The 19,174-nt window shown below is 73.0% G+C and carries 23 protein-coding genes; 4 read left to right on the top strand and 19 right to left on the bottom strand.

Translation table 11 applies throughout. From position 1 onward, the window contains the following. Positions 1–40: 40 nt before the first annotated feature. The 11 genes from lgt to hisI form a co-directional block, all read right to left on the bottom strand. A complete protein-coding gene (gene lgt / locus ACZ7D7_RS12055; RefSeq protein WP_470823957.1) occupies positions 41–1,018 on the bottom strand; it encodes a prolipoprotein diacylglyceryl transferase in 978 nt (325 codons plus the stop codon). A gap of 85 nt (positions 1,019–1,103) precedes the next feature. Further along, a complete protein-coding gene (locus tag ACZ7D7_RS12050; RefSeq protein WP_470823956.1) occupies positions 1,104–1,880 on the bottom strand; it encodes a DsbA family protein in 777 nt (258 codons plus the stop codon). Positions 1,881–1,979: 99 nt separating this feature from the next. After that, positions 1,980–2,795, bottom strand: coding sequence for a tryptophan synthase subunit alpha (gene trpA, locus ACZ7D7_RS12045; RefSeq protein ID WP_470823955.1), 816 nt, complete (start codon positions 2,793–2,795; stop codon positions 1,980–1,982). Further along, positions 2,792–4,075: a tryptophan synthase subunit beta gene (gene trpB, locus ACZ7D7_RS12040; RefSeq protein ID WP_470823954.1), complete on the bottom strand. Its 1,284-nt coding sequence runs from the start codon at positions 4,073–4,075 to the stop codon at positions 2,792–2,794. The genes trpA and trpB overlap by 4 nt, the downstream gene beginning before the upstream one ends. Positions 4,076–4,184: 109 nt before the next feature. Beyond that, entirely contained in the window at positions 4,185–4,352 is a 168-nt protein-coding gene (gene trpM, locus ACZ7D7_RS12035) for a tryptophan biosynthesis modulator TrpM (RefSeq protein WP_285513169.1), read from the bottom strand. 20 nt (positions 4,353–4,372) lie between these two features. Continuing rightward, on the bottom strand, positions 4,373–5,182 hold the full coding sequence (gene trpC, locus ACZ7D7_RS12030) for an indole-3-glycerol phosphate synthase TrpC (RefSeq protein ID WP_470823952.1): 810 nt from the start codon (positions 5,180–5,182) through the stop codon (positions 4,373–4,375). 177 nt (positions 5,183–5,359) lie between these two features. Then, positions 5,360–5,827, bottom strand: a complete 468-nt coding sequence (locus ACZ7D7_RS12025) for a DUF2752 domain-containing protein (RefSeq protein ID WP_470823950.1) — start codon at positions 5,825–5,827, stop codon at positions 5,360–5,362. 82 nt (positions 5,828–5,909) lie between these two features. Beyond that, positions 5,910–6,155, bottom strand: coding sequence for an HGxxPAAW family protein (locus tag ACZ7D7_RS12020; protein WP_470823949.1), 246 nt, complete (start codon positions 6,153–6,155; stop codon positions 5,910–5,912). A gap of 115 nt (positions 6,156–6,270) precedes the next feature. Continuing rightward, a complete protein-coding gene (locus ACZ7D7_RS12015; RefSeq protein WP_470823948.1) occupies positions 6,271–6,912 on the bottom strand; it encodes a TIGR02234 family membrane protein in 642 nt (213 codons plus the stop codon). A 52-nt stretch (positions 6,913–6,964) separates the two neighbouring features. Next, complete coding sequence (locus ACZ7D7_RS12010; RefSeq protein WP_470823947.1) at positions 6,965–8,458, bottom strand: anthranilate synthase component I; 1,494 nt, start codon at positions 8,456–8,458, stop codon at positions 6,965–6,967. 11 nt (positions 8,459–8,469) lie between these two features. Further along, a complete protein-coding gene (gene hisI, locus ACZ7D7_RS12005) occupies positions 8,470–8,874 on the bottom strand; it encodes a phosphoribosyl-AMP cyclohydrolase (RefSeq protein WP_470823946.1) in 405 nt (134 codons plus the stop codon). Positions 8,875–8,948: 74 nt separating this feature from the next. On the opposite strand from hisI, the gene ACZ7D7_RS12000 reads away from it, so the two are divergent. Continuing rightward, on the top strand, positions 8,949–9,584 hold the full coding sequence (locus ACZ7D7_RS12000; RefSeq protein WP_470823945.1) for a TIGR03085 family metal-binding protein: 636 nt from the start codon (positions 8,949–8,951) through the stop codon (positions 9,582–9,584). Positions 9,585–9,669: 85 nt separating this feature from the next. On the opposite strand, the gene hisF is transcribed toward ACZ7D7_RS12000, so the two are convergent. From hisF to hisD, 8 genes are read right to left on the bottom strand one after another with little or no spacing between them, the layout of a single operon-like run. After that, positions 9,670–10,425 (bottom strand): imidazole glycerol phosphate synthase subunit HisF, encoded by a 756-nt coding sequence (hisF, locus tag ACZ7D7_RS11995; protein ID WP_470823944.1) that lies wholly within the window; start codon positions 10,423–10,425, stop codon positions 9,670–9,672. Continuing rightward, positions 10,422–10,832, bottom strand: a complete 411-nt coding sequence (locus tag ACZ7D7_RS11990) for a RidA family protein (RefSeq protein ID WP_470823943.1) — start codon at positions 10,830–10,832, stop codon at positions 10,422–10,424. The genes hisF and ACZ7D7_RS11990 overlap by 4 nt, the downstream gene beginning before the upstream one ends. Further along, the gene (priA, locus tag ACZ7D7_RS11985) at positions 10,829–11,554 is read right to left on the bottom strand and encodes a bifunctional 1-(5-phosphoribosyl)-5-((5-phosphoribosylamino)methylideneamino)imidazole-4-carboxamide isomerase/phosphoribosylanthranilate isomerase PriA (RefSeq protein ID WP_470823942.1); all 726 of its coding nucleotides are present in this window, start codon (positions 11,552–11,554) and stop codon (positions 10,829–10,831) included. Before priA ends, ACZ7D7_RS11990 begins: the two co-directional genes overlap by 4 nt. Positions 11,555–11,556: 2 nt before the next feature. Next, a complete protein-coding gene (gene hisH, locus ACZ7D7_RS11980; protein WP_470823941.1) occupies positions 11,557–12,195 on the bottom strand; it encodes an imidazole glycerol phosphate synthase subunit HisH in 639 nt (212 codons plus the stop codon). After that, positions 12,192–12,356, bottom strand: a complete 165-nt coding sequence (locus tag ACZ7D7_RS11975; RefSeq protein WP_470823940.1) for a hypothetical protein — start codon at positions 12,354–12,356, stop codon at positions 12,192–12,194. Before ACZ7D7_RS11975 ends, hisH begins: the two co-directional genes overlap by 4 nt. Beyond that, positions 12,353–12,946: an imidazoleglycerol-phosphate dehydratase HisB gene (gene hisB / locus ACZ7D7_RS11970; protein WP_053129260.1), complete on the bottom strand. Its 594-nt coding sequence runs from the start codon at positions 12,944–12,946 to the stop codon at positions 12,353–12,355. The genes ACZ7D7_RS11975 and hisB overlap by 4 nt, the downstream gene beginning before the upstream one ends. Next, positions 12,943–14,052 (bottom strand): histidinol-phosphate transaminase, encoded by a 1,110-nt coding sequence (locus tag ACZ7D7_RS11965; protein ID WP_470823939.1) that lies wholly within the window; start codon positions 14,050–14,052, stop codon positions 12,943–12,945. Before ACZ7D7_RS11965 ends, hisB begins: the two co-directional genes overlap by 4 nt. Further along, a complete protein-coding gene (gene hisD / locus ACZ7D7_RS11960; RefSeq protein ID WP_470823938.1) occupies positions 14,049–15,374 on the bottom strand; it encodes a histidinol dehydrogenase in 1,326 nt (441 codons plus the stop codon). The genes ACZ7D7_RS11965 and hisD overlap by 4 nt, the downstream gene beginning before the upstream one ends. A 222-nt stretch (positions 15,375–15,596) precedes the next feature. Here hisD and ACZ7D7_RS11955 point away from each other — a divergent pair, with 222 nt between their 5' ends. The 3 genes from ACZ7D7_RS11955 (at position 15,597) to ACZ7D7_RS11945 (ending at position 19,160) form a co-directional block, all read left to right on the top strand. Beyond that, entirely contained in the window at positions 15,597–17,174 is a 1,578-nt protein-coding gene (locus ACZ7D7_RS11955) for an oxidoreductase (protein ID WP_470823937.1), read from the top strand. 202 nt (positions 17,175–17,376) lie between these two features. After that, positions 17,377–18,408 carry a hypothetical protein gene (locus tag ACZ7D7_RS11950; RefSeq protein WP_470823936.1) on the top strand — a complete coding sequence of 344 codons (1,032 nt, stop codon included), beginning with the start codon at positions 17,377–17,379 and terminating at the stop codon, positions 18,406–18,408. An 11-nt stretch (positions 18,409–18,419) separates the two neighbouring features. Beyond that, complete coding sequence (locus ACZ7D7_RS11945) at positions 18,420–19,160, top strand: LON peptidase substrate-binding domain-containing protein (RefSeq protein ID WP_470823935.1); 741 nt, start codon at positions 18,420–18,422, stop codon at positions 19,158–19,160. The last annotated feature ends 14 nt before the right edge of the window (positions 19,161–19,174 follow it).

The following is a 19,174-nucleotide window of genomic DNA, read 5'->3' as shown; positions in this document are numbered from 1 at the left end:
CGGATCTCTCCGGGCGCCCTCGTGGTCGTACAGCCAGGCGTTACGAGTTCTTCGTCGGCTCGGCCTCGGCCTCGTCCTTGGCGGCCTTCTCGTCGTCCGCGTCGTCCGTGTCCGCGGCGTCGGCTTCCGCCTCGTCCTTCGGCTCCGCCTCGGTCTTCTCGGACTCGGTGGCCGAGCCCTCGCTGTCGCCGTCCGGGCTCTCGGCCGCCGGCTCGACCACGGTCTCGCGGCCCGGGCGCTTCTTCGCCGACACGACGATGTAGAGCACCGCGAGCAGGAAGACCAGCAGCGCGGTCCAGTTGTTCAGCCGCAGGCCCAGGATGTGGTGGGCGTCGTCGACGCGCATGTACTCGATCCAGAACCGGCCGGCGCAGTACGCGGCGACGTACAGCGCGAACGCCCGGCCGTGGCCGAGCCGGAAGCGGCGGTCGGCCCAGATGACGAGCAGCGCGACACCGATGCACCACAGCGACTCGTACAGGAACGTCGGGTGGTAGGTGCCCGGCACCCGGCCGTCCGCCGACGACGTGATCTCCACGGCCCACGGCAGGTCGGTCGCCTTGCCGTACAGCTCCTGGTTGAACCAGTTGCCCCAGCGCCCGAGGGCCTGGGCGAGCGCGATGCCCGGGGCGACGGCGTCGGCGTAGGCCGGGAGCGGGATGCCGCGGCGCCGGCAGCCGATCCAGGCGCCGACGGCGCCGAGCGCGATCGCCCCCCAGATGCCGAGGCCGCCCTCCCAGATCTTGAAGGCGTCCACCCAGTCACGGCCCTCGCTGAAGTACAGCTGGTAGTCCGTGATCACGTGGTAGAGCCGGCCGCCGACCAGGCCGAACGGCACGGCCCAGACCGCGATGTCCGCAACCGTGCCGACCCGGCCGCCGCGGGCGACCCAGCGCCTGCCGCCGAGCCAGACGGCGATGAAGACACCGATGATGATGCAGAACGCGTAGCCGCGCAGCGGAACGGGGCCGAGGTACAGCACCCCGCGCGACGGGCTGGGAATGTAGGCAAGTTCCATGGCAGGGTCGACGCTACCGTGCCGGACCGCGCCGTCGGCGGCCGGACCGGCTACGGCTCCATAACGGGCGGGGACGAATCGCCCGTCATCCCCCGGCGGCGGCCTGGACCATCTGCTTCAGCTTCGCCGGCGTCATCGTCTGGTCCTGGTAGATGTTCTTGCCGTTGAGCAGCACGGTCGGGGTGCCCGTGAAACCGCCCTTGGAGAACGCCTCGTTGGACTTGGCGACCCAGCTGTTGTGCGTGCCGTCCTCGACGCACTTGCGGAACTCGGCCGTGTCCAGGCCGTCCACCTTGCCCGCCAGTTCCAGCAGTCTGGCGTTGTCCGCGAAGGCGTCGTCGGCCTCCTGCGGCTGGGCGTCGTAGAGCACGTCGTGGTACTCGGTGAACTTGCCGGCGTCCTGCGCGCACGCCGCCGCGTTGGCCGCCGTGCGGGAGCCGGACCCGCCCATGTTGCCGTCGATGATCGTGGCCAGGTGGTATTCCACCTTCAGTTGGCCGGCGGCCGTCAGCTCGTGGATCGTCGAGCGGTACGCCTGCTCGAATCCCTTGCACGCCGGGCAACGGAAGTCCTCCCAGATGGTGAGCGTCGACTTGGCGCTCTCCTTGCCGACCGGGAGGGCGAGGCCGTCCTTGCCCTGCGCCCCGGACGGCGCCACCACCGGGCCCGCCGACTCGCTGCCGTCGTCCTTGCCCGCGTTCGCCGCGACGACGCCGATCACCGCCGCCAGTCCCAGGACGCCGACCACGGCGGCGCCCACGATGAGCGCCCGCCGTCGCTTCTCGGCGGCCTTCTGCTTCTCGCGCTCGACCGCCAGCCGCTCCCGGGCGGTCCGCTTTGCCTCTCGGTTCTTCTCGCTCACACCCCGCAGAACGAACCGGGGAGGCGCACCGCGCCTCCCCGGCCCCAGGTCCACCCGTACGAGGGACCTGTATGACATTTCCGCCTGTCGGCGCCCGTTCTACGCCTGTCCGCGCACGCCCTTCGCGAGGTCGCCGGCGAGCGCGCGGACGCCCTCGACACCGGCCGCGTCGTCGGGCGCGTCCAGCATCCGCTTCACGAACGCCGAGCCGACGATGACGCCGTCGGCGAAGCGGGCGACCTCGGCGGCCTGGGCGGGGGTGGAGACGCCGAGGCCGACGCAGACGGGCAGGTCGGTGGTGGCACGCGTGCGCCGCACCAGGTCCTGGGCCTGCGAGCTGACCGTCTCGCGGGTGCCCGTGACGCCCATGAGCGAGGCGGCGTAGACGAAGCCGCTGCCGGCGGCGGTGATCTTCGCGAGCCGCTCGTCCTTGCTGCTGGGCGCGACCACGAAGACCGTGGCGAGCCCGTGCTTCTCGGCGTGCTCCCGCCACAGCGCCGACTCCTGGACGGGCAGGTCGGGCAGGATGCAGCCCGCGCCGCCCGCCTCGGCGAGCTCGGCGGTGAACCGCTCGACGCCGTAGCGGTCGATGGGGTTCCAGTAGGTCATGACGAGGATCGGCTTGCCGGTGGCCGCGTGGGCCTCGCGCACCGTCCGCATCACGTCGGCGATCCGCACGCCGCCGCGCAGGGCGATGTCGTCGGCGGTCTGGATGACGGGCCCGTCGAGGACCGGGTCGCTGTGCGGCAGGCCGACCTCGACGACGTCCGCGCCGCCGTCCAGCGCCGCCTTGACGGCCTCGATGCCGCCGTCGACGGTCGGGAAACCGGCGGGCAGGTAGGCGATGAGCGCCGAACGCCCCTCGGCCTTCGCCGCGGCGAGGGTGTCGGTCAGCAGCCGGATGTTCCCGCTCACTTGGCGTCCCCCTCGATCTCGGCGGTGTCGGCCGCGTCGGCGGCCACTTCGGCGTCGGTGTCGTACAGCCCGAAGTAGCGCGCGGCGGTGTCCATGTCCTTGTCGCCGCGCCCGGACAGGTTGACCACGATCAGCCCGTCCTTGCCGAGTTCCCGGCCGACCTCCAGGGCGCCGGCCAGGGCGTGCGCGCTCTCGATGGCGGGGATGATGCCCTCGGTCCGCGACAGCAGGCGCAGCGCCTGCATGGCGGCGTCGTCGGTGACCGCGCGGTACTCGCCGCGGCCGGTGTCCTTCAGGTAGGAGTGCTCGGGCCCGATGCCCGGGTAGTCCAGGCCGGCCGAGATCGAGTACGGCTCGGTGATCTGGCCCTCGTCGTCCTGGAGGACGTAGGAGCGGGAGCCGTGCAGGATGCCGGGCTCGCCGGCGGTGAGGGTCGCGGCGTGCTCGCCGGTCTCGATGCCGTGCCCGGCGGGCTCGCAGCCGATCAGGCGGACGCCCTCGTCGGGGATGAAGGCGTGGAACAGGCCGATCGCGTTGGAGCCGCCGCCGACGCAGGCGACCGCGGCGTCGGGCAGCCGTCCGGCGCGCTCCAGGAGCTGGCGGCGGGCCTCGACGCCGATGACGCGGTGGAAGTCGCGGACCATCGCCGGGAAGGGGTGGGGCCCGGCGACGGTGCCGAACAGGTAGTGCGTGCGGTCGACGTTGGCGACCCAGTCGCGGAACGCCTCGTTGATGGCGTCCTTGAGGGTGCGGCTGCCGGACTTCACGGCGACGACCTCGGCGCCCAGCATGCGCATGCGGGCGACGTTGAGCGCCTGCCGCTGGGTGTCGATCTCGCCCATGTAGATGGTGCACTCGAGGCCGAACAGGGCACAGGCGGTCGCCGTGGCGACGCCGTGCTGACCGGCGCCGGTCTCGGCGATGACGCGGGTCTTGCCCATGCGCTTGGTCAGCAGGGCCTGGCCGAGCACATTGTTGATCTTGTGGCTGCCGGTGTGGTTGAGGTCTTCGCGCTTGAGGAAGACGCGGGCTCCGCCGGCGTGCTCGGCGAACCGGGGCACCTCGGTGAGGGCGCTCGGCCGGCCGGTGTAGTTGATCAGCAGGTCGTCGAGCTCGCGGGCGAACTCGGGGTCGGCCTTGGCCTTGTCGTACTCGACGGCCACCTCGTCCACGGCGGCGACGAGGGCCTCCGGGATGAACTTGCCGCCGAACGCGCCGAAGTAGCCTTCGGCGCTGGGGACTTGACCCTCCGGGTCGGGGATGAAGAAGTCGCTGGGCATGCGGTTACTACCTCACGGTGAGTGCGTGGAAAAGACACTGTTCGCCGTGGGGGCGGGCTTTTCGGTCGGCTGCCGGCTGTCTGTGGCTTGTCGCGCCGTCCCCGCGCCCCTATGGGGCGCGCTGCCATCGCCTGCCGTTCACCTGGCCCGGTTCGTCACCGATGACGTACCTGACCCTGCGGCCGTGCACCCGGCGGGCGGGCGCGCGGCAGCCTCGGGGGCGGCAGCCGCGCGCGAGGCGGGCGTGCCGGTCCACAGTGGTCATGGTGAGCGTCATCGGGGGAAGCCTAGCGAGTGTCAGCCGCGGCCGTGGCGCAGTGCCGGGTGTTCGCCCGCCGCCACCAGGTCGGCCACCGCCGCCTTGGGGTCGCGGCCGGTGACGAGGGACTCGCCGACCAGGACGGCGTCGGCGCCGGCGTTGGCGTACGCGATGAGGTCGTGCGGGCCGCGGACGCCGGACTCGGCGACCTTGACGATGTGGGCGGGGATCTCCGGGGCGACCCGCTCGAAGACGCCGCGGTCGACCTCCAGGGTCTTCAGGTTGCGCGCGTTGACGCCGATGACCTTGGCGCCCGCGTCGACCGCGCGGTCGACCTCCTCCTCGTCGTGCACCTCGACGAGCGGGGTGAGCCCGATGGACTCGGCGCGCTCGATGAGGGACTCCAGGGCGGACTGGTCGAGGGCCGCGACGATCAGCAGGGCGAGGTCGGCGCCGTACGCGCGTGCCTCCCACAGCTGGTACGACGTGACGATGAAGTCCTTGCGCAGCACGGGGATGTCCACGCGCGCGCGGACCGCCTCCAGGTCGGCCAGCGAGCCGCCGAAGCGGCGCTGCTCGGTGAGGACGGAGATGACGGCCGCGCCGCCCGCCTCGTAGTCGGCGGCGAGCCCGGCGGGGTCGGCGATGGCGGCCAGCGCTCCCTTGGAGGGGCTGGACCGTTTCACCTCGCAGATGACCTTGACGCCGTCGCCGCGCAGGGCGGCCGCGCCGTCCTTGGCAGCGGGTGCCTTCGCCGCGCGCTCCTTGAGCTCGTCGAGGCTGACGCGCGCCTGCCGCTCCGCGAGGTCGGCACGGACTCCGTCGATGATCTCGTCGAGCACACTCACGCGAGCGGCCCCCTTCCAGACGGTGGACTGTCAAACGGTGGGCTTGCGCCACCGTCCTCGCCTCCCCGGGCGAACCGCTGGGCGAAAGCGGTGGTCATTGCGATGGTATCCGCAGGGCGGCCCCGGTCCCGCATCCGGTGGAGGCCGGTCCCACAACCTGGACATTCCGGCGCCCGGTCAGGGGTGCAGCCAGCCGCCGAACGGCAGGTTGCGAACCACCGTGAAGACCAGCAGCAACGTCCCCGCGGCCCAGAGGTGGGCCGGCCCCAGTTCGAACCGCACGGGCCGGCCGCGTGCCGCGCGGACCACCCAGACGGTCCACAGCGCGGCGCAGATCAGATAGCCGGCGACGGCGAGCGCGTTGGCCTGGAGCGCCGCCGCGAGATCGCCGTGGACGACGGCGTGCGCGCTGCGCAGCCCTCCGCAGCCGGGGCAGTAGACGCCGGTGAGCCGGAGCAGCGGGCAGGCCGGGTAGTGACCGGGCTCGTTGGGGTCGACGGCGCCGACGTAGGCGAAGGCGCCCGCGACGGCCGCGAGGGCGGCGGCGGGCGCGGCGAGCCGGCGCGGCAGGGAGCGCGGGGGCGACGAGCCCGGGGGCGGGGGCTGGACGTCCGTGCGCGGGCTGTCGGCTTCCACGCCTCGCATTGTGCCCCGAGCCGGGCCCGGACGCGCGTGAGGGGCGGTCCCGGGTCGGGTCCGCCCCTCGGCGAGGTCGTACGGGTTCCGCTCAGGCGCCGGCCGGCTCGCGCTCCTGCGTGGCCTTGCGCGCGGTGCGGGCGTTGCGCGGCTGGCCGAGGCCGGCCTTGCTCATGAGGCCGCCGATGACGCCGCCGATCAGCACGATGACCATGCCGGCCCAGAAGCCAGCAGGCACCGCCATCACCATGAACGCGCCCGAGACGCAGAAACCGATGAAGGCGATGATGACACCGGTCCAGGCGGCCGGGGTGTGACCGTGGCTGCTGCCCGCCATTGCTTGCTCCTCGTTGCTGTGTACGTGTCTGAGCAGGATGCTCGGGCTCATTGTCCCGCACGCGTGCGCGTGCCGTGAGCGGGGGTGCGCCACGCGCGCGTGGCGCACGCCGCGATCAGGCTCCGGTGGGGTCCTCGCCCCGGTCGAGGGCCTTCCACATGTCCTCGGGGCGGTCGGTGTCGCCGTCGGGTGCGGCGCGGCGGCCGGGCCGGGGGGTGCCGCGTTCGTAGCGGCCGGACATGGCGGGCCACAGCCGGCCGTAGCGCAGCGCGAGGAGCCCGGCGAGCAGGATCAGGACGCCGCCGGCGACCGCGACGTACGGCCAGCCGGTGTGGCTGAGGGCGTAGACGGTGGCGGAGGTGTCGCCGGACGCCTCGGCGGCCTTGGCGTCGAGGGCGGCGCTGTCGGAGGCGCCGAGCAGGGCGGCGGTGATCGTGCCGGCGCCGCACAGGGCGAGCAGGGCGGCTACGGCGACGCGGCCGGCGCGGCGGACGGCGAAGACGGCGACGAGCGCGGCGAGGCCCACTATGGCGAGCGCGGCGGGGACGCCGGTGACGTCGCTGCCCTTCGCGGTCAGCGGGAACTCGCCGCCGGCCACGGTCGCGGTGCCCTCCGCCCAGCGCTGTCGGGTGGCCAGCAGGACGACGGCCGCGCCGAGCGCCCCGCTGAGCAGGGCGGCGGCGAGGCTCCGGCGGCCGGCCCGCGCGGGTCCTGCGGCCTCGGGGAGGGGGTGCGGTGCAGCAGTCACGTACTCCACTATCGCCTGAACCCCGGGCGATACGTCACCCGGGGTTCACGTGAGGCCCGTCCTACTGTCCGAGCCGGTTCGCGGTGTGCACGGCGCGCAGCACGGCGGCGGCCTTGTTGCGGCACTCGGTGTCCTCGGCGACCGGGTCGGAGTCGGCGACGACGCCCGCGCCGGCCTGGACGTAGGCGGTGCCGTCGCGCAGCAGGGCGGTGCGGATGGCGATGGCGGTGTCGGAGTCGCCCGCGAAGTCGAGGTAGCCGACGCAGCCGCCGTACAGGCCGCGCCGGGACGGTTCGAGTTCGTCGATGATCTGCATGGCGCGCGGCTTGGGCGCGCCGGAGAGGGTGCCGGCGGGGAAGCAGGCGGTGAGGACGTCGAAGGCGGTGCGGCCCCGGGCCACGCGCCCGGTGACGGTCGACACGATGTGCATGACGTGCGAGTACCGCTCGACGGACATGAAGTCGACGACCTCGACGGAGCCGGGCTCGCAGACCCGTCCGAGGTCGTTGCGGCCGAGGTCGACCAGCATGAGGTGCTCGGCGCGTTCCTTGGGGTCGGCGAGGAGTTCCTCGGCGAGGGCCTGGTCCTCCTGCGGGGTGGCGCCGCGGTGCCGGGTGCCGGCGATGGGGTGCACCATGGCCCGCCCGTCCTCGACCTTCACCAGCGCCTCGGGCGACGAGCCGACGACGTCGAACGCCTCGCCGTCCCCGGTGGGGAACCGGAACAGGTACATGTACGGCGAGGGGTTGGTGGCCCTCAGGACGCGGTAGACGTCGAGGGCGCTCGCGGTGCACGGCGTCTCGAAGCGCTGCGAGGGGACGACCTGGAAGGCCTCGCCCGCGCGGATGCGCTCCTTGATGTCGTCGACGGCCCGCTGGTAGTCGGGGCCGCCCCACAGCGCGGTGTACTCGGGGAGTTCGGAGGGCGGCAGGACGGCCGGGGGCTGGGCGACCGGCCGGGAGAGGTCGGCCTCCATGGCGTCGAGGCGGGCCACGGCGTCCGCGTACGCCTCGTCGACGCCGGTCTCCAGGTCGTTGTGGTTGATCGCGTTGGCGATCAGCAGGACCGAGCCCTCCCAGTGGTCCATCACGGCGAGGTCGCTGGTGAGGAGCATGGTCAGCTCGGGCAGTTTCAGGTCGTCGCGCTCGCCGGGGCCGATCTTCTCCAGGCGGCGCACGATGTCGTAGCCGAGGTAGCCGACCATGCCGCCGGTGAAGGGCGGCAGGCCCTCCTGGTGCGGGGTGTGCAGGGCCTCGACGGTGGCGCGCAGCGCGGCGAGCGGGTCGCCGTCGGTGGGCACGCCGACGGGCGGGGTGCCCAGCCAGTGGACCTCGCCGTCCCGCTCCGTGAGCGTGCCGGCGGAGCGCACGCCGACGAAGGAGTAGCGGGACCAGGAGCGGCCGTTCTCGGCGGACTCCAGCAGGAAGGTGCCGGGGCGCTCGGCGGCGAGCTTGCGGTAGAGGCCGACCGGGGTGTCGCCGTCGGCGAGGAGCTTGCGGGTGACGGGGATGACGCGGCGGTCGACGGCGAGCTTGCGGAACGTCTCGAGGTCCATGGCGGCAGACCTTACTGATCGTCGGCCGGGACGCCGGAACCGGCGTCCTTCAGCAGCACGTCGGCGTCGAAGCAGGTGCGGGCGCCGGTGTGGCAGGCGGCGCCGGTCTGGTCGACCCTGACCAGCAGGGTGTCGGCGTCGCAGTCGAGCGCGACGGACTTGACGTGCTGGACGTGGCCGGAGGTGTCGCCCTTGACCCAGTACTCCTGGCGGCTGCGGGACCAGTAGGTGCACCGGCCGGTGGTGAGGGTGCGGTGCAGGGCCTCGTCGTCCATCCAGCCGAGCATGAGCACCTCTCCGGTGTCGTACTGCTGGGCGATGGCGGGCAGGAGGCCGTCCGGGGTGCGCTTGAGGCGCGCGGCGATCTCCGGGTCGAGGCGGCTGGGCCGGGGGGACGAGCTGGTCATGGGTGCCATTGTGCCGCGCGGCGCGCACGTGTCCCGCGGAGCGTCCACTGTGCGGACCCCGGGGGCGGTCGTAGGCTGGCGGCATGTCGACCCATGCGAAGCGTGAACGACTTCTTCTCGCCGACCTGCTGGAGACCGCGGGCCCGGACGCGCCGACTCTGTGCGAGGGCTGGCGGACCCGTGATCTGGCCGCGCACGTGGTGGTGCGCGAGCGCCGTCCGGACGCGGCGGGCGGCATCCTGGTCAAGCAGCTCGCGCCGCGCCTGGAACGGGTGACGGCGGAGTTCCTGGCCAAGCCGTACGAGGAGCTGATCCAGCTGATCCGTACGGGGCCGCCCCGCTTCTCGCCGTTCTCCCTCAAGCAGATCGACGAGATGTCGAACACGATCGAGTTCTACGTCCACACGGAGGACGTGCGGCGGGCGCAGCCCGACTGGTCGCCGCGCGAGCTCGACACGGTGTTCCAGGACGCGCTGTGGTCCCGCCTGGAGCGGACGGCCCGGCTGATGGGCCGGGGTGTGCCGACCGGGCTGGTGCTGCGCCGTCCGGACGGGCAGACGGCGGTGGCCCGGCGGGGCACGCCGGTGGTGACGGTGACCGGCGAGCCGTCGGAGCTGGTGCTGTTCGCCTACGGCCGGCAGAGCGCCGCCAAGGTGGAAACGGACGGCGACGCGGACGCGATCGCCAAACTGCACGAGTCGAAGCAGCTCGGCATCTGAACAGGCGCGGACCGGGTCTGGAGGCATGAAGAGGCACGAAGAAGCCCCGGCCGTTCTCCGCTGCCGGGGCTCCGCCGTGACGTCGCTACCTGACCGGTCGGCCGGCCTCGCGCAGGGCCTGTTTCACCTCGCCGATCCGCAGGTCGCCGAAGTGGAACACCGACGCCGCGAGCACCGCGTCAGCGCCCGCGTCGACGGCCGGCGCGAAGTCGGCGAGTTTGCCGGCGCCGCCCGAGGCGATGACCGGGACGGTCACGTGCCGTCGGACCGCGGCGATCATCTCCAGGTCGTAGCCGTCCTTCGTGCCGTCGGCGTCCATCGAGTTGAGCAGGATCTCGCCCGCGCCCAGCTCGGCGGCCCGGTGCGCCCACTCGACGGCGTCGATGCCGGTGCCCTTGCGGCCGCCGTGCGTGGTGACCTCGAAGGAGCCGGAGGCGGTGCGCCGCGCGTCCACCGACAGGACCAGGACCTGCCGGCCGAAGCGCTCGGCGATCTCGCGGATCAGCTCCGGGCGGGCGATCGCCGCCGTGTTGACGCCCACCTTGTCGGCGCCCGCGCGCAGCAGCTTGTCCACGTCCTCGGCGGTGCGGACGCCCCCGCCCACCGTGAGCGGGATGAAGACCTGTTCGGCGGTGCGCCGCACCACGTCGTAGGTCGTCTCGCGGTTCCCCGACGAGGCGGTGATGTCGAGGAACGTCAGCTCGTCGGCGCCCTCGGCGTCGTACACCTTGGCCATCTCGACGGGGTCGCCCGCGTCGCGCAGGTTCTGGAAGTTGACGCCCTTGACGACCCGGCCGTTGTCCACGTCCAGGCAGGGGATGACTCGTACGGCCAGGGTCATGCGGACGCTCCCTGTTCCCCGCCGGAGCGGAAGGCCTCCACCTCGACCTCGACGACCAGGCTGGGGTCCACGAAGCCGGAGACGATGATCATGGACGCGGCGGGGCGGATCGCGTCGAACAGCTCCTTGTGGGCGCGCCCGACCTCGTCCACGTCCCGGGCGTGGGTGATGTACATGCGCGTCCGTACGACGTCGTCGCGGCCGAGGCCCAGCTGCCCCAGCGCCTCGAAGGCGACGTTGAAGGCGTTGACCGTCTGCTCGTACGGATCGCCCCCGGCGATCTGGCCGTCCACCACGGAGGTGCAACCGGCGACCAGGACCAGGCCGTTGGGAAGCTCGACCGCCCGGGAGTAGCCGAAGGTCTCCTCCCAGGGCGCTCCGGTCGTGACGCGGCGTACGTCGCTCACTCGGCCACCGCCTCCAGGGCCTCCTCCAGGGTGAACGCCTTGGCGTACAGGGCCTTTCCGACGATCGCGCCCTCGACGCCGAGCGGCACGAGACGGGCGATGGCACGCAGGTCGTCCAGGGAGGAGACCCCGCCGGAGGCGACGACCGGGCGGTCGGTGGCCGCGCAGACGTTCTTCAGCAGCTCCAGGTTGGGGCCCTGAAGCGTGCCGTCCTTGGCGATGTCGGTGACGACGTAGCGCGCGCAGCCCTCCTTGTTGAGGCGCTCCAGCGTCTCGTAGAGGTCGCCGCCGTCGCGGGTCCAGCCCCGGCCGCGCAGCGTCGTGCCGCGCACGTCGAGACCGACGGCGATCTTGTCGCCGTGCTCGGCGATGACCCGGGCGACCCACTCGGGGGTCTCCAGCGCGGCCGTGCCGAGGTTCACGCGGGTACAGCCGGTGGCGAGAGCGGCGGCGAGCGTGTCGTCGTCGCGGATGCCGCCCGACAGCTCGACCTTGATGTCCATCGCCCCGGTCACCTCGGCGATCAGCGCGCGGTTGTCACCGGTGCCGAACGCGGCGTCCAGGTCCACGAGGTGCAGCCACTCGGCGCCCGCGCGCTGCCAGGCGAGGGCGGCCTCCAGCGGGGAGCCGTAGGAGGTCTCGGTGCCGGACTCGCCGTGCACGAGGCGGACGGCCTGGCCGTCGCGGACGTCGACGGCGGGGAGGAGTTCGAGCTTGCTCATCTCTACAGGGTCTCGATCCAGTTGGTGAGGAGCTGGGCACCGGCGTCGCCGGACTTCTCGGGGTGGAACTGCGTCGCCCACAGGGCGCCGTTCTCCACGGCGGCCACGAAGGGCTTGCCGTGCGTGGTCCAGGTGACCTTGGGCGCGGCGAGGGTCGGGTTGTGCGTCTCCAGGTTCCAGTCGTGCACCGCGTAGGAGTGCACGAAGTAGAACCGCGCGTCCGCGTCCAGGCCGGCGAACAGCTGGGAGTCGGCCGGCGCGTCCACGGTGTTCCAGCCCATGTGGGGCACGACGTCGGCCTGGAGCGGCTCGACCGAGCCGGGCCACTCGCCGAGACCCTCGGCCTCCACGCCGTGCTCGATGCCGCGCGCGAAGAGGATCTGCATGCCGACGCAGATGCCCATGACGGGCCGCCCGCCGGACAGCCGCCGGTCCACGATCCAGTCGCCGCGCGCCTCGGTCAGACCGTCCATGCAGGCGGCGAACGCGCCGACGCCGGGCACCAGCAGCCCGTCGGCGTTCATCGCCCTGTCGAAGTCACGGGTGATCTCGACGTCGGCGCCCGCGCGGGCGAGGGCGCGCTCGGCGGAACGGACGTTGCCGAAGCCGTAGTCGAAGACGACGACGCTCTTGGCGCTCAATTCCACACCTCCAGCCTCAGGACGCCCGCGACGAGGCACATCGCGGCACCGATGGAGAGGAGCACGATCAGGCTCTTGGGCATCTGCTGCTTGGCGAACGAGATGACGCCGCCCAGCAGGAACAGCCCGACGAAGATCAGCAGGGTCGACAGACCGTTCACAGCGCGCCCTTCGTGGAGGGCAGGATGCCGGCCGCACGCGGGTCGCGCTCGGACGCGTAGCGCAGGGCGCGGGCGAGGGCCTTGAACTGGCACTCCACGATGTGGTGCGCGTTGCGCCCGTAGGGCACGTGCACGTGCAGCGCGATCTGGGCCTGGGCGACGAAGGACTCCAGGATGTGCCGGGTCATCGTCGTGTCGTACTCGCCGATCATCGGCGCCATCTTCTCGGGCTCGGTGTGCACGAGGTAGGGGCGGCCGGACAGGTCGACGGTGACCTGGGCGAGGGACTCGTCCAGCGGGACCGTGCAGTTGCCGAAGCGGTAGATGCCCACCTTGTCGCCGAGGGCCTGCTTGAAGGCGGCGCCCAGCGCGAGGGCGGTGTCCTCGATGGTGTGGTGGGAGTCGATGTGCAGGTCGCCCTCGGTCTTCACGGTCAGGTCGAACAGACCGTGCCGGCCGAGCTGGTCGAGCATGTGGTCGTAGAAACCGACGCCGGTGGCGATGTCGGTCTTCCCGGTGCCGTCGAGGTCGATCTCGACGAGGACCGAGGTCTCCTTGGTGGTGCGCTCCACGCGACCCACGCGGCTCATGAGTTCAGCTCCTTCTTCAGTGCACGGACCGCGTCGAGGAACGCGTCGTTCTCCTCCGGGGTGCCGGCGGTGACGCGCAGCCGTCCCGATACGCCGTTGTCCCGGACCAGGACGCCCCGGTCGAGGATCTTCCGCCAGGCCTCGTGCGCGTCGTCGAAGCGGCCGAACTGGACGAAGTTGGCGTCGGACGCGGTCACTTCGTAGCCGATGGCCAGCAACTCGCCCACCAGCCGGTCCCGTTCGGACTTCAGCTGCTCGACGTAGCCGAGCAGGGTGTCGGTGTGCTCCAGGGCGGCCAGCGCGGTCGCCTGGGTGACGGCCGACAGGTGGTAGGGCAGCCGGACGAGCTGCACGGCGTCCACGACGGCGGGGTGCGCGGCGAGGTAGCCGAGGCGCAGGCCCGCCGCGCCGAACGCCTTCGACATCGTGCGGGACACGACCAGGTGCGGCCGGCCCTCGATGAGCGGCAGCAAGGAGTCGCCGTGGCTGAACTCGACGTAGGCCTCGTCCACGATCACCATGGAGGGCTTCGCGGCCTGCGCGGCCTCGTACAGCGCGACGACGGTCTCGCGCGGCACCGCCGTGCCGGTGGGGTTGTTGGGCGTCGTGACGAAGACGACGTCCGGCCGGTGCTCGGCGACGGCCGCGCGCGCCGCGTCGAGGTCGATCGTGAAGTCCTCACCGCGCGGGCCGGAGATCCAGCCCGTGCCGGTGCCGCGCGCGATGAGGCCGTGCATCGAGTACGACGGCTCGAACCCCATCGCGGTGCGGCCGGGCCCGCCGAAGGCCTGCAGGAGCTGCTGGATGACCTCGTTGGAGCCGTTGGCCGCCCACACGTTGGCGGGGCCGACCTCGTGACCGGCCGTGTCCGTCAGGTACTCGGCGAGCCGGGTGCGCAGCTCGACGGCGTCCCGGTCGGGGTAGCGGTTGAGGTGCCGGGCGGCCTCGCGGACGCGCTCGGCGATCCGCTCGACCAGCGGCTCGGGCAGCGGGTAGGGGTTCTCGTTGGTGTTCAGCCGTACGGGGACGTCCAACTGGGGCGCGCCGTAGGGGGACTTGCCGCGCAGCTCGTCCCGTACGGGGAGATCGTCGATCCGGACGTTCACTTGCTCTCCGGCACCTTCCAGTCGAACCTCGCCTTGATCGCCGCGCCGTGCGCGGGCAGGTCCTCGGCCTCCGCGAGCGTCACCACGTGGTGCGCGACCTCGGCCAGCGCGTCCTTCGTGTAGTCGACGATGTGGATGCCGCGCAGGAAGGACTGCACGGACAGGCCGGAGGAGTGGCAGGCGCAGCCGCCGGTGGGCAGGACGTGGTTGGAGCCGGCCGCGTAGTCGCCGAGGGAGACGGGCGACCAGGGGCCGACGAAGATCGCGCCCGCGTTCTTGACGCGCCCGGCGGTCTCGGCGGCCCGCTCGGTCTGGATCTCCAGGTGCTCCGCGCCGTAGGCGTCGACCACGCGCAGGCCCTCGTCGATGCCGTCGACCAGCACGATCGCGGACTGCCTGCCGCCCAGGGCGGGCACGATCCGGTCGTCGACGTGCCTGGTGGCGGCGACCTGCGGCTTCAGCTCCTTCTCGACCGCGTCCGCGAGTTCGACGGAGTCGGTGACGAGGACGGCGGCGGCCAGCGGGTCGTGCTCGGCCTGGCTGATCAGGTCGGAGGCGACGTGCACCGGGTCGGCGGTGGAGTCCGCGAGGATCGCGATCTCGGTGGGGCCGGCCTCGGCGTCGATGCCGATCTTCCCGGTGAAGTAGCGCTTGGCGGCGGCGACCCAGATGTTGCCGGGCCCGGTGACCATGTTGGCCGCGGGGCAGGACTCGGTGCCGTACGCGAACATCGCGACGGCGGTGGCGCCGCCCGCCGCGTACACCTCGTCCACGCCGAGCAGGGCGCACGCGGCGAGGATCGTCGGGTGCGGCAGTCCGCCGAACTCGGCCTGCGCCGGTGAGGCGAGCGCGATGGACTCGACGCCGGCCTCCTGGGCGGGCACGACGTTCATGACCACGGAGGACGGGTAGACCGACCGGCCGCCGGGCGCGTACAGGCCGACGCGCTCGACCGGGACCCACTTCTCGGTGACGGAGCCGCCGGGGACGACCTGCGTGGTGTGCGTCGTGCGGCGCTGGGCGCGGTGCACGAGACGGGCGCGGCGGACGGACTCCTCCAGGGCGGCGCGCACGGCCGGGTCCAGTTCCTCCAGGGCGCGGGTGAGGGCCGCGGCCGGCACGCGGACCTGGTCGAGCCTGACGCCGTCGAACCGTTCGGCGAAGTCGATCAGCGCCGCGTCGCCCCGATGATGCACGTCCTCGCAGATCGGACGCACCTTCTCAAGGGCGGCCGAGACGTCGAAGTCGGCTCGGGGCAGCAGGTCGCGCAGGGCGGGACCCTCGGGGAGGGCATCGCCGCGCAGATCGATTCGGGAGATCACGTACTCAATTCTCTCAGACCCGTGAGAAGCGCTGTCCGCGCGTATCAATGGCTGATACGGAACGGTCCACCGGGCCGCACGTCGAGCTGCGAGGCACCCTCGGGCGGGCCGGAAACTCACCGTGACTTCCGGTGACTTTGAGTGTTCGATCCGTCACCCAGCGGGCATGAACAGGTGTACGAGGACCTTGACTCGCGAGTAGCCGGGGAGGGAGGGAGTGCTGTGAACGAGGGGGCGGGAACCCGCGGCGGAGATCTGCCGGACGACCTGACCGCCGCCGAGGCGGGCATGTGGCAGGCCTTCCGCAACGGCAGCGTCTACGACCTGAGCAGCGGCGACCCCCAGGTGGACGACCCGCACGGCGGGCATCCCTGGGGACCGGAGCGGACCGTGCGGGCGCGGATCGTGTGCTGGCTGCTGCTGGACGGGCCGCCCGCGCTCGCGGGCCGGGTGTCCTCGCTGAAGCTGGTCGGCGTGCGGATCAGCGGCTCGCTGGACCTGGCGGGCGGCACGGTGGCGCCGTACCTGGAGATGCGGGGCTGCCGCTTCGAGCGGGAGGTCCTGCTGCCGGAGGCCCGCTTCACCACGGTCCGGCTGGTGGACTGCGACGTGCCGCGGCTGGAGGCGGCCCGCGTGCACACCGAGGGCGATCTGCATTTGCCGCGCTGCCGCTTCCACCGGGGCATCCGGCTCACGGACGCCCAGATAGGCACCGACCTGATGCTCAACCAGGCGATCGTGCACCGCGACCGCAGCGGCCGCGCGATCGCCGCCGACGGTCTGGCCGTCGGCCAGGACCTCCAGGCGGAGATGCTGGAGACCGACGGCGAGCTGAGCCTGCGCGGCGCCACGGTCGGCGTCTCGCTGAGCCTGCGCGGCGCCCGGCTGACCAACCCGTACACGCGCCTCGCGCTGAACGCCCCGCAGCTCACCGTGGAGCGCACGCTGTACCTGACGCCCGCGGGCCTGGGGAATCCGCTGATGAGCGGCACGACCCCGGCGCAGGGCACCCGCGTCCAGCGCTTCGAGTGCCGGGGCGGGGTGCGGCTGGACGACGGGCGGTTCGGGGACGCGGTGGATTTCGGCCAGGCCCGGTTCACCCTCACCGACGAGCAGGAGGTGTCGCTGCGCCGGGTGCAGACACCGGAGCTGCGCTTCCTGGGCGAGCACCCGGAGCGCGGCCGGGTGGTGCTGTCCGGGGCGCGGGTCGTCAACCTGATGGACCGGGCGGACAGCTGGCCGGGCCCGGGCCGACTGCACATGGGCGGCTTCACGTACGAGAACCTGGTGCCGCGCGGCCCGTTCACGCTGACCGAGCGCCTCGCCTGGGTGGCCGCCGCGACCGCCGAGTACAACCCGGAGCCGTACGAGCTGCTGGCCGCCGTGCTGCGGGCCGGCGGCGAGGACGAGGACGCCCGCGAGGTGCTGCTCGCCAAGCAGCGCCGGCGCCGCGAGAGCCTGCCGCTCGCCGCGAAGCTGTGGGGGTACGCCCAGGACTGGACGGTCGCCTACGGGTACCGGCCGGGCCGGGCCGCGGTGTGGATGGCGGTGCTGTGGGCGGCGGGTTCCCTCGCCTTCGCGCAGGCCGACCACCCGCCGCTGAAGCGGGGCGAGCACCCCGAGTGGGACCCCGCCCTGTTCGCGCTGGACCTGCTGCTTCCGGTCATCGAGCTGGGGCAGGTGGGGTTCTGGCAGCTGAGCGGCGGCTGGCAGTGGCTGGCGGCGGCAATGATTCTGCTGGGCTGGGTACTTGCCACGACGGTGGCGGCGGGCGCGACACGGCTGCTGCACCGGAACTGACGCCCGGGACACGTCGCGGGGCCGGTCCGGTCCCGGACACCGTCCGCACGGACGCGTCGACACCACCCGTACAGGGGCACAACCATCGCCGCCCGTCGCCGGTCATGACAGCCGCACCATGTCGACCGCACGACCACGTCGGGCAGCGCACCGGGCCCGCCCGCGGGCGCGCCGGTCCCGGCACCGAGGAGGGCCCCGCACCATGGCTCTGCTGGACGCGTTCCTCCGCACGGCCCGAGCACGGCGGAGGCCGTCGCCCCTGTCGTTCGGGCTGCCCGGCGACGGGGAGGTCCTGCTCGACGCCGCGGACGACCGGCTCGCCCCGGTGCTGGTCGCCGCCGCGCGCGGCGAGTACCGTCCGGCCGCGGCACTGCTGGCCGCCACCCGGAAGGGCGCCGAGTGGGAGCGCCGCGACCGGTACGCGACCCGCCTCGCGCACTTCGCGCGGTTCCGCGCCGAGTGGCTCCAGCACTGGTGCGCCACCGCCCCGCGGGACGCCGACGCGCTGCTGGTGCGCGCCCGGCTGGCCGTGGACCGCGGCTGGGAGTCGCCGGACCGGGCCGAACTCCTGCACCGCGCGCGCCCCGTGGTCGCGGCGGCCCTCGAACACGGCGGGCCCGACCCCGTGCCGTGGCGCGTGGCGCTGGACCACGCCCGGGGCACCGACGCCCCGCACGCCGAGTTCGAGACGCTGTGGGCGCAGGCGGTGCGCCGCGATCCGCACCACTACGGCTGCCACGTCGCGGCCCTCGACTACCTGGCCGCGGCCTCGCCCGGCGCGCACCGCGAGTGCCTGGACTTCGCCGGGACGGCCGCGCAGGACGCGCCCCCGGAGTCCCTGGTCCAGGCGCTGCCGCTGCGGGCGGCGTTCACCTGTCTGACCGAGGGCGATCCGGCCGAGGCGGGCCGGGAGCGGCTGGACGCGGCGGCGGACCGGGCCGTCGCGCTGTCCTCGATCGCCGGCCCCGCCGACCCCTGGACGGCGGGGATCCGCAACCTGCTGGCGTACGTCCTGGTGTGCCTGGAGCGGTACCCGGAGGCACTGGAGGAGTTCCGGCGGACCGGCCCGTACGCCACGTCCTTCCCCTGGGACCGGGACACCGACGACCCGCTCGGCCGGTTCCTCCAGGTGCGGGGCGACGTCCGCGCCGCGGTGGCCGCCGCGCTGCCGACCACCGGTTTCGGCCGCTCGCAGGGTGGGCGCGGCGGGGCCGCCGGCCGCGCGGAGCATTAGGCTTCTGCGTCGTGACCACCGTCCGGCTCCCCCTCTTCCCCTTGAACTCGGTGTTGTTCCCGGGCCTCGTGCTCCCGCTCAGCGTCTTCGAGGAGCGCTATCGCGCCATGATGCGCGAGCTGCTGAAGACGCCCGAGGACGAACCGCGCCGGTTCGCCGTCGTGGCGATCCGCGACGGCCACGAGGTCGCGTCCACCGCGCCCGGCATGCCCGACCCGACGGCGCTGCCGGAGCGCGGGCCGGCGGCCGGCTTCGGGCCGGATCCGGTCAAGGCGTTCCACAAGGTGGCCTGTGTCGCGGACGCGGCGACGGTCCGGGAGCGGGCCGACGGCACCTTCGAGGTGCTGGCGACCGGCACGACGCGGGTGCGGCTGGTGTCGGTGGACGCCTCGGGCCCGTTCCTGACGGCGGAGCTGGAGCCGCTGGAGGAGGAGCCGGGCGACGAGGCGGGCGCGCTGGCCGAGGGCGTGCTGCGGGCGTTCCGGCAGTACCAGAAGCGGCTCGCGGGGGCGCGGGAGCGGTCGCTCGCGACCGGCGCCGACCTGCCCGACGAACCGTCCGTGGTGTCGTACCTGGTGGCCGCCGCGATGATGCTGGACATCCCGACGAAGCAGCGGCTGCTGCAGGCGCCGGACACCGCGTCCAGGCTGCGCGACGAGCTGAAACTGCTTCGCTCGGAGACGGCGATCATCCGTAGTCTTCCGTCGTTGCCCGCGTCGGAACTGACGCGCGGCCCGACGAGTCTCAACTGAGGCGTACAACTCCC

The sequence above is a fragment of the Streptomyces sp. NPDC037054 genome (assembly GCF_055606745.1).
This window is presented reverse-complemented; position numbering and strand designations above follow the sequence as displayed.